Annotated in this window: 9 protein-coding genes; all 9 read left to right on the top strand. The window is 49.9% G+C overall.

All coding sequences use genetic code 11. The features are described 5' to 3' along the window. The first annotated feature begins 225 nt into the window (after positions 1 to 225). The 9 genes from JC793_RS16825 (at position 226) to JC793_RS16790 (ending at position 13837) form a co-directional block, all read left to right on the top strand. Positions 226 to 1923 (top strand): ShlB/FhaC/HecB family hemolysin secretion/activation protein, encoded by a 1698-nt coding sequence (locus JC793_RS16825; RefSeq protein ID WP_247717272.1) that lies wholly within the window; start codon positions 226 to 228, stop codon positions 1921 to 1923. 45 nt (positions 1924 to 1968) lie between these two features. Further along, entirely contained in the window at positions 1969 to 10002 is an 8034-nt protein-coding gene (locus JC793_RS16820; RefSeq protein WP_218426758.1) for a two-partner secretion domain-containing protein, read from the top strand. Further along, positions 9999 to 10379, top strand: a complete 381-nt coding sequence (cdiI, locus tag JC793_RS16815) for a ribonuclease toxin immunity protein CdiI (protein WP_108655258.1) — start codon at positions 9999 to 10001, stop codon at positions 10377 to 10379. The genes JC793_RS16820 and cdiI overlap by 4 nt, the downstream gene beginning before the upstream one ends. A gap of 343 nt (positions 10380 to 10722) precedes the next feature. Next, positions 10723 to 11073: a VENN motif pre-toxin domain-containing protein gene (locus JC793_RS16810; protein ID WP_218428480.1), complete on the top strand. Its 351-nt coding sequence runs from the start codon at positions 10723 to 10725 to the stop codon at positions 11071 to 11073. A gap of 8 nt (positions 11074 to 11081) precedes the next feature. Next, positions 11082 to 11237 carry a CdiA C-terminal domain-containing protein gene (locus tag JC793_RS19850; RefSeq protein ID WP_431739766.1) on the top strand — a complete coding sequence of 52 codons (156 nt, stop codon included), beginning with the start codon at positions 11082 to 11084 and terminating at the stop codon, positions 11235 to 11237. A gap of 64 nt (positions 11238 to 11301) precedes the next feature. Then, positions 11302 to 11550, top strand: a complete 249-nt coding sequence (locus JC793_RS19905; protein WP_489886177.1) for a hypothetical protein — start codon at positions 11302 to 11304, stop codon at positions 11548 to 11550. Between the two features lie 217 nt (positions 11551 to 11767). Further along, positions 11768 to 12070 carry a hypothetical protein gene (locus JC793_RS16800; RefSeq protein ID WP_166708602.1) on the top strand — a complete coding sequence of 101 codons (303 nt, stop codon included), beginning with the start codon at positions 11768 to 11770 and terminating at the stop codon, positions 12068 to 12070. Beyond that, the gene (locus JC793_RS16795; RefSeq protein WP_218426756.1) at positions 12060 to 13388 is read left to right on the top strand and encodes a VENN motif pre-toxin domain-containing protein; all 1329 of its coding nucleotides are present in this window, start codon (positions 12060 to 12062) and stop codon (positions 13386 to 13388) included. Before JC793_RS16800 ends, JC793_RS16795 begins: the two co-directional genes overlap by 11 nt. Then, positions 13388 to 13837 (top strand): hypothetical protein, encoded by a 450-nt coding sequence (locus JC793_RS16790; RefSeq protein ID WP_218426754.1) that lies wholly within the window; start codon positions 13388 to 13390, stop codon positions 13835 to 13837. Before JC793_RS16795 ends, JC793_RS16790 begins: the two co-directional genes overlap by 1 nt. Positions 13838 to 13909 lie beyond the last annotated feature (72 nt).

Genomic DNA, 13909 nt, shown 5'->3' with positions numbered 1-13909 from the left:
AATTAATATATAAGTATTAGTGACGTATTCTGTCATTTTCCTGTTTACACTGAATATGACTGTAAAATGTCCTGATGTTCATATTGGCGACATATTATCTTTTTTTAACTATTCGTGCGTATTTTCACTTTCCCGCATCCGGTTTCCTCCGGTAAAATTTCACTTAGTGCAATACCGCATCCGCTTTCCGGCAATACTCCGCGCCGTTATTTAATTATGAATAATATGAAAAACAGAGTGACCAACCGCATCTTACCCGGCGCGGTGCTTATTTTTGTGACCGGTTCTGCTTTCAGTGCACCCGGTGATCAGCAGTTTATCCATCAGCAACAGCAGCAGGATGCACTGGAAGAAAAATTTGGTGCAAAGGCGCCGGATGTTCGTCTGGCAGCACCCGCAGCCCCGGCCGGTAAGCTTGCGTTTCCGCAGGAAACACCCTGCTTTGATATTCAGCAGGTGACAGTCAGCGGGACGGAATCCCTGCCGCACTGGCTGCCGTTACAGCGTCTGGCCAATGAGGGCGCGGGACAGTGCCTTGGTGTACAGGGCATTAATCTGCTGATGTCCGATATACAGAACCGCCTGATCAGCCACGGCTGGGTCACCACCCGGGTGCTGGCGCCGCAGCAGGATCTGACACAGGGGAAATTGTCGCTGGTTGTGGTTCCGGGCCGTGTGCGCCAGGTGCGCTTCACGGATGATTCAGATAAGTACGCCACTCTTTACACCGCCATGCCTGCCCGCGAAGGCAACGTGCTTGATTTGCGGGATATTGAGCAGGGACTGGAAAACTTACAACGCCTGCCGACCGTGGAAGCCTCAATGGAGCTGGTGCCCGGTGATGAACCCGGTGAAAGTGATATCGTTATCACCCGCAAACAGAAAAAAATATGGCGGCTCAATGCCTGGGTGGACAACTCCGGCACGGACAGTACCGGGAAAAATCAGGGCGGGCTGATGTTCGCACTGGATAATCCGCTTTCCCTCAGTGACCTGTTTTATGTGACCGCTACCCGTGACCTGCTGTTTACCGGCGGGAAAGAATCCGCCAACTACAGTGCCCACTATTCTGTACCGCTCGGTTACTGGCAGTTTGCGCTGACCGGCAGTAAGTACGACTACGTGCAGACCGTGGCACTGCTCAACGGCGACGCGCGTTACAAAGGCCGCAGTGAAACCCTCAATGCACAGCTCAGTAATGTGCTGTACCGCGACGCGACGGCCAAAACCTCACTGAACTACGGTGTGAATCTCCGCCAGACCCGTAACTATATTCAGGAAACTGAAATTGAGAACCAGAAACGCCGCACCAGCACCTGGAAAATCGGGCTGGATCACCGGCAGTACATCGGGACATCGGTTCTGGATGCGGGTGTCAGTTATCAGCGCGGTACGCGCTGGTTCGGCGCGATGCCTGCGTGGGAGGAGTACCGTCCCGCCGGCAGTGACGATTACGCCACGGCGCTCTCCCGTATCTTACAGTTCTCCGCCTCTCTGACTGTACCCTTTGCACTGGGTGAACAGCAGTTTCAGTATCAGGGCGAGTACCTGCGCCAGTTGAGCGGTACTCCGCTGACCCCGCAGGATCAGTTTTCTATCGGCAACCGCTGGAGTGTCCGTGGTTTTGACGGCGAACGGACGCTGAGCAGTGATGACGGCTGGTATTTCCGCAACACCCTCTCCTGGAACACGCCGCTGCCGCAGCAGCAACTGTATATCGGTGCGGACTACGGCCGTGTCGACGGGCATAACCGCGACTGGCTGATCGGCCGGACACTCGCGGGGGGCGTGCTCGGCCTGCGCGGGGCGCTGAGCCCGGCGGGGCTGTCGTATGATTTTTCTGTCGGCACACCGTTCTCGAAACCGGACGGCTTCAAAACTGACAATGCTGTCTTCAATTTTAATGTGAGCTGGCAGTACTGATGCCCGCTGTACGGATGATTACCCGATTTTCAGGGAACTGAGATTATGAACAAACACTGTTACCGGATTATTTTTAACAAAGCCCGCCAGATGATGATGGTGGTATCCGAACTGGCAAAAAATCACAGCAGCGACAAATCCCGCACACAGAACAGCGCGGACATTACCTCACTGACTGCGGTAATTTCCCCGCTGCGGCTCAGTATGATGCTGCTGCTCGGCTGGATTGCCCTGCCGGTGACGGCGGGCGGTATTGTGGCGGACGGCTCCGCTCCCGGTAATCAGCAGCCGACCGTGATCTCCTCCGCCAACGGTACGCCGCAGGTCAATATTCAGGCGCCGAACAGTGATGGTGTATCCCGTAACCAGTACAGTCAGTTTGATGTTGACCAGAAAGGCGCGATCCTCAATAACAGCGCAGTCAACACGCAGACACAACTGGGCGGGCTGGTCACTGCCAACCCGTGGGTGGCCAAAGGCGAGGCAAACATTATCCTCAATGAGGTCAACAGCGCTAATCCGAGTCAGCTTAACGGTTTTGTCGAAGTGGCCGGGAAACGGGCGGATGTGATCATCGCCAACCCGGCGGGGATCACCTGTAACGGCTGTGGTTTTATCAATGCCGGACAGACCACCATGGCTGCTGCACAAGCTTTACTGGAACAGGGCCGGGTCAAAGGCTTTGATGTCGATAAAGGGCAGATAGCCATTACCGGCAAAGGAATGAATGATGCGCAGAGCAACTATACCCGGCTGATAGGACGTGCGGTGGAAGTCAATGCCAAACTGCATGCACAGGATCTGACCATCACCACCGGGCGCAACATCACGGATGCGCAGGGTAATGTGGTGACACAAAAAGCGGCTGACGGCACTACACCTGCGTTTGCGCTGGATGTCGCGGCGGTCGGCGGTATGTATGGCAATAAAATTAAACTGGTCGGCACCGAACACGGCGTCGGTGTGCGCAATGCGGGCACTATCGGGGCGCAGGTTGGTGAACTGAGCCTGTCCGCTGACGGCAAATTACAGAACAGCGGTATTATTACTGCAGCAACGGACGTGAAAGCGACACTGACTGATAATATCACCAATACCGGTACAGTCAGTGCCGGGCGGGATATTCAGCTCAGCACCGCCGGGGATACGGATAACCAAAAACAGATCCTGGCGGGACGCAATATCACCTCAGACAGTCAGGCACTGAATAATGCCGCAGGTGCCGTGATGGCGGCCGGAGCGGATAAAGACGGGCGGCTGACACAGACCGGCAATATGACACTGACCGCCGCGAAAGGTGCCACCCTTAACGGACAGCAACTGGCACATGACCGTATGGCGGTCACCGCAGCAGACATCTCGCTGGAAAACAGCCGCACGGCAGCAAAAGACATGGCGCTGACCTCCGCCTCCGGACTGAACCTGAAAAATGCGGACGTTTCCGCTTCCGGTACGCTGACCGCAGTTGCGCCGGACGGTATTGATAACCGCAGCGGCAAACTGACCGCCGGTGCGCTGCAACTGACCGCCCGCAAACTGGATAACACACAGGGGCAGATAATTCAGATCAGTACAGATGATCTGAAACTGAACCACAAAGACGGGATCATTAATAAAGACGGCACGATCGCCGCCAACAGCAATAATATCACGCTGAATGCAGACAGAATTGATAACCAAAAAGGCCGCATTCAGCATGCCGGAACCGGTACGGTCAGTATCACCACGCCGGACTTCACCGGACAAAACGGTGTGATTGTTTCTAACGGTCATCTGATGATGAAAGGCGGAAATTATCAGATGGATAACAGTGAAACCTCAGCCCGCACTATCACCGGTGAGATGAATTCCCTGTCTCACCGTGACGGAAAAATGGTGCAGCGCGACAGCGGTGCACTGACACTGGCGGTACAGCATACCCTTGATAACACACAGGGAGTGATCGCCGGACAACATCTGACCCTCAGCGCAGAAACACTGAGCAACCAGCGCGGAAAACTTCAGGGCAGTGCTGAGGCACAACTGACCGTCACCGGAAAAACGGATAACCGCGACGGGGAACTGCGCGGCGGCAAACAGCTTACTTTCTCCGCCCGTGAACTGGATAACACGCGGGGCACGGTTGCCGGACATAAAAGCGCGGCGCTGACCACCAATACCCTCACCAACACCGGCGGCACACTGATTGCCGGTCAGAATCTGACGGTCAGCAGTGGCAGCCTCAGCGGTGACGGCGATGTGTTATCGTCAGGGGATATGTCACTGTCCCTGAATGATGCGTTCACCAACCGGAAAAAGGTACAGGCCAACGGCAGCCTGACCATGATTGTGAAAAACGGTGTGCAGAATGAGGCCCTGATTCAGGGCGGCAATGCGGTCACGATTAAAACCTCAGATCTGACCAATAACCGCGATGCGGAAATCAGTGCGGACAACACCACGCTGACGGTTAAAAACACCCTCACCAACACCGGATTGATTGACGGCGTCAATACCCGTATCAGCACCAACACGCTGGACAATACCGCCACCGGACGGATCTACGGTGATAATATCGCGCTTCAGGCTGATACCCTCAATAACTCCGCCGCCGCAGACAAATCCCGCTCGGCGGTGATTGCCGCCCGCAACAGCCTGAATATCGGTACCGGTACGCTGAACAATACCGGACAGAGCCTGATTTACAGTCAGGGACTGCTCAGTATCGGTCATACACTGGATGCGGATTACCACGCCACCGGCAGTGCTGACCTGTTTAATAACCTCGGCTCCACCCTGGAATCGCAGGGGGATATGACGCTGAATATCCGGGAAATCAATAATATCAATACCAACCTGGTCACCCGGGTTGAGGTCACCGGCAGACAGAAAATTCATGAGGGCGTACTGAAAGGTCAGACACAGCGCTTCAACTGGAAAGATATCGATACCAGCCGTAAAAATAAATACGGCGTTCATACCGCGGTGATGCCGGACGGAACCCGTAATGACGAGTTTTATGAATATAACTACACCCGGACAATTGAGGATACGCAGGTTGTAACCACAGAGCCGGGTGTTATTCAGTCCGGTGCGGATCTGACGATTAACAGCGACAAACTGCTGAACAAAGACAGTCGTGTCCTGGCGGGCGGACTGCTGACAACCACGATTGGTGATTTGCAGAATATTGCCACCAAAGGGGTGCATATCGTCACGGATATCGGGAAACAGACCCGCTGGTACGCGAAAAAGAAAAAACGGAAAATCGGCGGCACCAAAACCTCGCAGGGCAGAGATAACAGCCGTTACCGTCCCGCACCGGTGATCACCGACACTGACCTTGGCGTGCATAAATGGGAAATGAATGCACAGACCGACATTCAGGCGGTGGATACCTCCGGGCGCACAGCTCCGGCGATCATTGATGTTCCGGTGATCGGAGAAACCGGCGGCACCACAGCAGACACTGTGATCCGTACCGGTAATAACACGATAACGCTGCCAGACAACAGCCTGTTTAATGTGAAACCCGGCAGTGACAGTCAGTATCTGGTGGAAACTGACCCGCGTTTTACCAACCGCAAAAAATGGCTGGGCACTGATTATATGCAGCAGTCGCTGCTCAGTGATCACAGCCAGATGCACAAACGCCTCGGTGACGGCTATTACGAGCAGAAGCTTATTACTGACCAGATCGTGACACTCTCCGGGCAGCGTTATCTCGGCAATTACCGTAACGACGAAGAACAATTCAAAGCGCTGATGGATAACGGCATCATCTTCGGTAAAAAATATAATCTGACCCCGGGCGTGGCACTGACCGCAGAGCAGATGGCACTGCTGACCGGCGACATGGTGTGGCTGGTTGAGAAAACCATCACCCTGGCGGACGGCAGCACCGAAAAAGTCCTGGTACCGCAGGTCTATGCCCGTGTGAAACCGGGGGATTTAACCGGTGACGGCGCACTGCTGGCCGGTAAGAGCACCCAATTTACGGTAAACGGACAACTGGTTAACAGCGGCTCTATCCTCAGTAAAGACTCACTGACCATCAATGCAGGGGACATTCTCAATCAGGGGACGGTCAGCGGTAATGATGTGCTGATTAATGCACAGCGTGACCTGAATAATCTCGGAGGTACACTCATCGGAGGAGATTCCCTGACGGCGAATGCAGAGAACATCCGCAGTGAAACCACCCTGGCAGGGGATGTGGATAACCGTCACCTCAACCGCATCGCGGGCATTTATGTGCAGGGGGATAACGGCAAGCTGACCCTGAACGCGAAAGACTCGGTCACACTGACGGCAACTGATATTGCTGCTACCGGCAAAGACAGCAAAACCACTATTACTGCCGGGAATGACATCACGCTGGGTACCGTCACCACCACCCGGACTGAAAACGGCGACTGGGGTAACGATAATTATCGTCACCTCACCACGCAGACAGATACCGGATCACAACTGCACGGCGGGGATATCTCCCTGAACGCGGGGCGGGATATGAACGCCACCGCCGCAACGGTTGATGCCAAAAATGCCCTGACGGTCACTGCCGGGCGCGATATTACCATTCAGTCCGGCAAAGACGTTTCTGACCTGACTGAGCACAGTAAACAGACCAGCAAAGGTCTGCTCTCCGCCTCATCACTGGAAACCCACGACGAAGTACACCGCACCGATGCGGTCAGTAGCCAGTTCGGCGGCGATACCGTCACCCTGAAAGCCGGCAATAATCTTACCGTTGAGGGCAGTCAGGTAATTGCGGATAACGACCTGACCGCCACGGCCGGGAAAAATATCACGGTCACCACCACGGATGAAGCCCGTGAGGAAACGCATCTGCGCGAGGAGAAAAAATCCGGCCTGATGAGTTCCGGCGGTATCGGTTTTACCGTCGGCAAACAGGAAATGAAACAGACCACCGACAGCGACAGCCGTTTCGGCAAAGGCAGCACGCTGGGCAGCACCGAAGGAAATGTCAGCCTGACCGCCGGGGAAAACCTTGCCATTCACGGCAGTGATGTGGTAGCGGAAAAAGATATCCGTCTCTCCGGACAATCCGTTGCGGTCACCGCCGCTGAAAACACGCACACCGAACTGACAAAAACCGAACAGAAGCAGAGCGGATTTACGCTGGCGCTGAGTGGTGCCGCAGGCGGAGCACTTAATACCGCTGTACAGACAGCGGATGACGCAAAAGAAACGGAAAACGGCCGCGTGAAAGCCCTGCAGAATATCAAGGCGGGGCTATCCGGCGCCCAGGCGCTGGAAGCCGGTCGTCTGGCCGATGTTCAGGGAGATGCTGGCTCTGCGTTCGGCGTGAATCTGTCTTACGGCAGCAGCTCCTCATCATCCGAAACGGCCACCCGGCAGACCACCGCACAGGGCAGCAGTGTCAGTGCGGGGAATAATCTGACCATTAACGCCACCGGTAAAACCCCGGACAGCGGGAATATTGCGGTCACCGGCAGTGAGTTGCAGGCGGGCGGCAATCTCGCCCTCAATGCAGAGAATGACATCGCACTGACTTCTGCGCAGAACACACAGAGGGTGGACGGTAAAAACAGCAGCAAAGGCAGCTCGGTGGGGGTAGGTATCACCTTTGGTTCAAACGGCGCGGGTTTTAATGTCAACGCCAGCGTGAACAAAGGCAAAGGGTTCGAAAAAGGTAACAGCCAGTTTGCCACCGATACCACGGTGAACGCGGGCAAAACCCTGACGATTAACAGCGGCAACGACACCACACTGAAAGGCGCACAGGCACAGGGTGAAAAAGTTATCGTCAATACCGGCGGCAACCTGACACTGCAGAGTGAGCAGGCGGTTGATAACTACGACGCGAAACAAACCAGTCTCAGTGCCGGGGGAAGCATCGGTCTGAGCAGCGGTTCACTGAATATCTCGGCAAACCGCGATAAGATGCACAGTGAATACGAATCAGTACAGAACCAGACGGGTATTTATGCCGGGAAAGAGGGCTTTGAGGTTACTGTCGGCAAACACACGCAGCTTGACGGTGCGGTGATTGCCTCGACGGCAGATAAAGACAAAAATACCCTCGATACCGGTACGCTGGGCTTTAACAATCTGGAAAACAAAGCGGAATATCAGGTGGAGCACCAGGGCGGCAGCCTGAGCTCCGGCGGCGCAGTCGGCGGTAACCTGGTATCCAACCTCGGCAGTGCGCTGGCTGTGGCGGATAATAAAAAAGAGAGCAGCAGCAACACCACCCATGCGGCGGTCTCGGACGGCAAATGGATTATCCGCGACACTGAAAACCAGAAACAGGACGTGGCAGACCTGAGCCGTGATACGGACAACGCCCACTCCGCCCTTAATCAGATATTTGATAAAGAGAAAGAGCAGAACCGGGTGAAAGAGCAGCAACTGCTTGGTGAGATAGGTGTTCAGGTGATTGATATTGCCCGGACTGAGGCAAAAATCAAAGCCACAGAAAAAGCGAAGGAAAGCTTTGATATCAGAAAGTACAGTAAGGATGATATCGATAACGCCAGAGCGGCACTGACGGCAGACGGTCAAGAAACTGACGATGAAGCGATCAGTGCACTGTTATTTAACAAAGAGGTTGAGAAAAACTTAGCGGAATCAGGCTTCGGCACCGGCGGCAAGTACACCCGCGCCATGCAGGCAGCCACCGCAGCGGTACAGGGTCTGATGAACGGTGACCTGAATGCGGCACTGGCTAACGGCGCTGCACCGTTTATCGCCAATGAAATCAAAAACCTGATCCCGGATGATGACGCCGACGCCAATCTGAAACGCACCATCGCCCACGGCATCGCCAACGCGGCGCTGGCACTGGCCAAAGGCGAAAACGCCGCCGCACAGGCCACCGGTGCCATGACCGGCGAAGCTATCGGTATACTGGCTGAATCTGTCTACAAAAAACAGCCGGGCGAACTGACGGAACAGGAAAAAGAGAATGTCAGCGCATGGGCTACGCTGGCATCGGGTCTTGCCGGTGGGCTGGTGGGCGGAGATACGCAGAGTGCGGCCAATTCGGCGCAGGCCGGGAAGACGACGGTTGAAAATAACTCCTTGGTTATGCTGGTTCCTGATATTGATAGCTACTCAGAGGATTTTAAAAACTCAAATGACCCGTTATATAAATTAACCGATGCATATGTTCATGAGCTTGAAATAAGGGCAGAATCAGGTGACCAAGGGGCAATAATAGAGCTGCAACAACGAGAAATTGCCGAAGAGAATGCAAAAACAGCGGTTGTTTTGTATGCAACTGTTGTCGGTGGCTACTATACGGCAACTGCTGCGCCTGAAATCATCGCTGCTGCAAAAGCAGGTGCAATTACCTGTGCGGAAAATCCGGTCTTATGTGCAAACCAGGTGGGAGTCTGGATTATTGAAATGCTGGGAGCTGATGCGGCACCTGCAGGAATAGCGATAACCGGAAGTACAGCTACAGCGAAACTTACTGTTAATCAATTATCCGAATTGTCCGCGTTAAAGAGTATGCAGCAGCAGGGCGGTAAAGTTTCGCCGGAAATGGTCAGCAAATCACTATCATCAAAATCACCTTCTAACCCAGCCTCGCAGTCATCCAGCGGTGCATCATTTCCTTATGATAAGACTAATGAAATAAATAAACTAATTCCAGAAAATCTTACCAATAAAATTGCAGAGCATAACACTCAATTAGGTGTCTTAAATCGCAGACAAGGAACTATTTCAGGAGCCCATAAACAAGATGCATTCCTAGAGTCTGTTGAAATGACTGGGGCTAAAATAAATCTAACTATAACGGATAAAAAGTATCCTGGTTTAGTGGAGTATCAATATCAAATTCCAGCTGTTAATGGTAGAGGTCAGCAAATTGGATTTAAGGCAGAGCAAACAAAAACAACATATGATCCTACAGTATTGTCTGACTCAAAAATTAACGATATGTCCTATAAGGCTTCTCAAAAAGCGGAGAGTTTTTTCAAAAACAATCCAGATTATAGGCAATATTCAGCTCAAGTTGATGGTTACTGGTTTCAAGTAACTCGAGATGCAAAAACTGGAGAAATTAACAACGCATTTATAACAATGCCACCGAGAGATAAAAAATGATTATTGACAAATTAGATTGGTTAATAAATGTAAAGAAAGAGCTGTATGATAACAATGGCAGGGATTTATATGATATTATTTTTGAAACGTTAGAAAAAAATAAAATGACATACCCCACATTTTTAAGTACGGCTAGTGAAGGGCATGGTTTTTCTCCTTCAGAAGGTAATGGTTATGCATTAGACCAAGATTGGGATATACCTGATGAATTTGATGAGGTTAGTTTTATGTTTGGAGACTATGAAAGTTCGACGCTTTCACCTCAGAAATTTGTTGAGTTAATGCAGGTTATAACAGATAGTTATATAACTGAGCATCCAGAGAATAAAGAAACAATAGAGCGCTCTATGATGAGGCTTAAAGAGCGCTATACATGATATCGAAATAGTCTCACTCCCCCTCAGCCAGCCGGATAATCAACTGTCCGGCTTGGCGAGTGAGGGTATAGTGGCTTCCTACCTCAACCCCATCTCTGTTAGCCACTTACCGCTTAATACCGCTTAATGTCAGTTGCGTGGGGTTACCGCGGTTAGGGGTGGTTATCCACTGTATAGTGTCTGGTTTTGACCACTTCTTCTTTAGTCGTCGGTGTTTTTACGTTACTACGAAACATGTTCAAGAAAAGCCTCATAAAACCCAAAAGGCACGTCGGGACTTTTGAGTTAAAATGTAAAAAAGCATTGGGAAAATCGCTCTTTAACCACTGAAAATAATAGAAAAATTGGTTTTATCCGGGATGCTTACAAACTGACCGAACAGGAAAAAGAGAATGTCAGCGCATGGGCTACGCTGGCATCGGGTCTTGCCGGTGGTTTGGTCGGCGGTGATACGCAGAGTGCGGCGAATTCGGCGCAGGCGGGGAAAACGACGGTTGAGAATAATTTCTTAAGCCCGGATGATCGGGATGTAAGAGACAAAGCACTTGAAGATCAAAAGGCTGGAAGAAACCTAAAGGAAGCATCCCAAAATATTATTTATTTATCAGATAAAGATGCTTATACCGACAAATTAGTTACTCTCTATACTATGCACCTAAGTCAGGTAATGTTCGGAATATATATAGTGAAATAAAGCGTAAAGTGACAAGCGGACAAACAACCAATGTAGTGATTAACATGTCGGATACAAAAGTCTCTGTTCCTGAACTACAGCAGCAATTGACTAAATGGCCGGTAATGGGACTGGATAAAGTTATCATCGTTGATAAATCTGGTAATGTTATGAGGATGAAATGAAAAATTATGTCGATAGGAATCACTTGTTTTACAAGCTATAATACTAAGGATTTACAAAAAAAAATTGGATTTTTTCACCGTAAAATACCCTGATATTTTCCCGGGGAAGTATTATTTATCTAAGGCTGCTCTTCCGGACTCTATAGACATAGAGATATCTAATGAGTTTGGTTTAATACCAAAATCTTATTTATATATATCGGCAAATGATAAGTCGTTTTCTATATCTATAGACGATATAGCTAGTTTGCTAAAGAATGAATTAGGTAAAAATAATGTAATAGTCCTTCTCAATGGTGAAGATTTGATCTAAATAGCGAACCCTGTAAATAATTCTGTGTAATTGCTACCGCATTAAAGGTGATCGTTCAGGCAGTCACCGAATTCAATAATAAACGGTGTCATGGTCAATCGCCAACCCGGGCAATGCCTTTGCTGTGGCGGGTAACAAAAAAGAGAGCAGCAACGCGGCGGTCTCAGACGGCAAATAGATTATCCGCGACACGGAAAACCAGAACCAGAAACAGGACGTGGCAGACCTGAGCCGCGATACGGACAACGCCCACTCAGCACTTAATCAGATATTTGATAAAGAGAAAGAGCAGAACCGGGTGAAAGAGCAGCAACTGCTCGGTGAGATAGGTGTTCAGGTGATAGATATTGCCCGGACACATGCCAAAGCGAATGCAACAGAAAAAGCCAAAGCAGATTTTCAGGGTAAAAAGCCTACAGAGGCTGAATTTAATCTGCGGGTAGAGGAATATCTGACAGAGTCAGGCTTCGCGCGCCATGCAGGCAGCCACCGCAGCGGTACAGGGTCTGATGAACGGTGACCTGAATGCGGCACAGGCCAACGGCGCGGCACCGTTTATTGCCAATGAAATCAAAAACCTGATTCCGGGAGAGGGCACAGATTCACAACTGGCCCGGGTAGTGGCGCACGGCATCGCCAACGCAGCACTGGCGCTGGCCAAAGGCGAAAACGCCGCCGCACAGGCCACCGGCGCCATGACCGGCGAAGCTATCGGTATCCTGGCCGAATCTGTCTACAAAAAACAGCCGGGCGAACTGACCGAACAGGAAAAAGAGAATGTCAGCGCATGGGCTACGCTGGCATCGGGTCTTGCCGGTGGTCTGGTGGGCGGTGATACGCAGAGTGCGGCGAATTCGGCGCAGGCCGGGAAAACGACCGTTGAAAATAACTCCTTGGTTATGCTGGTTCCTGATATTGATAGCTACTCAGAGGATTTTAAAAACTCAAATGACCCGTTATATAAATTAACCGATGCATATGTTCATGAGCTTGAAATAAGGGCAGAATCAGGTGACCAAGGAGCGATAATAGAACTGCAGCAACGCGAAATTGCCGAAGAAAATACAAAAACTGCGATTAAGTTATATGCAATTGCTACAGGGGGATACTATGCGGCGACCGTTGCGCCGGAATTAGCAACAGCTGCAAAAACAGGCGCAATAGCATGCGCTGAAAACCCTGTTTTATGCGCGAACCAGATAGGCGTCTGGATTATTGAAATGCTGGGAGCTGATGCAACTCCAGCAGGGATAGCAATAACTGGTAGTACTGCAACCGGAGGTAAGCTAACATTTGATAAAATGACTGAGCTGGCAGCACTGAAGAGTATGCAGCAAAAAGGTGGAGATATTTCACCTGATATGGTCAATAAAATAATAGTTAGCAATTCGGAGATTGTTAAATTACCGGCGGGAACAAAAGGTACTGTATTGCAGAATGCATTAGAACCGCATGAATACCAACAAGCTTTAGATATTGTTAAATATAAAGGTGGCAGTTTTAAAGGTGCTGAAAAAGCAAATTTCCAGGGAATTGATGGATGGTTAGATGGCGTTCCGGTCCAACTGAAGTTGGTTGAAGGAAAAAGCATCAATGCAATTAGACGTAATATTGTTAGTGGCGCTAAAGATATGCAAAAAGCAGGCTATCAGGGAGACTTATACATAGATGCATCTAAAACTGGTGTGAGTATGAAAGAAATGATAGACCATTTTAAGCCTGGTTCGCCTGTTAGTAATGTAACAAAAGAAGGTACAGTAAATAATATATATATTAAAACCCAGGATGGTTGGCTTAATGTTACAAGTGGTTCAATTACTAAAGGTGGAGAAAGATAATGTCTAATAGTATTTTATTTCCTATTAAATTTCTTCCTCAGTTTGAAGATGTATTTAATAGCATTGCTGAAGGTTTTGTTAATCTGTCCTTACCAAATCAGCAATTGACAATTGGACTGACGGCCAAAAAAGGATTAAGTTTGGATGATAAGTTTATATATATACATGACCATATTTCTGGTTACTTTTGCTGGTTAAGTTTCAATTTTATTGAAGAGGGATTACGAGATGAAGAAGACATTGAATATTCCTATATGGGAAGTGTTTCAGCCAGGGGTGAGTTAAATTTAAAATTTTCAGTTTTAATTTTATATGTAATATCACTCACATTGAATCCGAGAGTTATTTATGATGATAGCTATTTAGTTCAATCTAAAGAACCTTATTCGTTTCATGAATTAAAGCCGTTTGTTGAAGCATATATAAAAGAAATATATCCGGTTATATAACCGAAAATGATACATTTTTTTCTAAAAAGCCAGGTCAAAATGATTTACCCTGCAATGGATTATCCGCGACAC

The organism is Morganella morganii (assembly GCF_019242955.1).
In the GTDB taxonomy this organism is placed as follows: domain Bacteria; phylum Pseudomonadota; class Gammaproteobacteria; order Enterobacterales; family Enterobacteriaceae; genus Morganella; species Morganella sibonii.
The sequence above is the reverse complement of the archived record's forward strand: the minus strand, read 5'-3'. Positions and strand labels throughout refer to the sequence as shown.

Coding starts and splice junctions, on each gene's coding strand:
- JC793_RS16825 (WP_247717272.1), top strand. CDS start 226: ATGAAAAACAGAGTGACCAACCGCATCTTACCCGGCGCGGTGCTTATT.
- JC793_RS16820 (WP_218426758.1), top strand. CDS start 1,969: ATGAACAAACACTGTTACCGGATTATTTTTAACAAAGCCCGCCAGATG.
- cdiI (WP_108655258.1), top strand. CDS start 9,999: ATGATTATTGACAAATTAGATTGGTTAATAAATGTAAAGAAAGAGCTG.
- JC793_RS16795 (WP_218426756.1), top strand. CDS start 12,060: ATGAACGGTGACCTGAATGCGGCACAGGCCAACGGCGCGGCACCGTTT.
- JC793_RS16790 (WP_218426754.1), top strand. CDS start 13,388: ATGTCTAATAGTATTTTATTTCCTATTAAATTTCTTCCTCAGTTTGAA.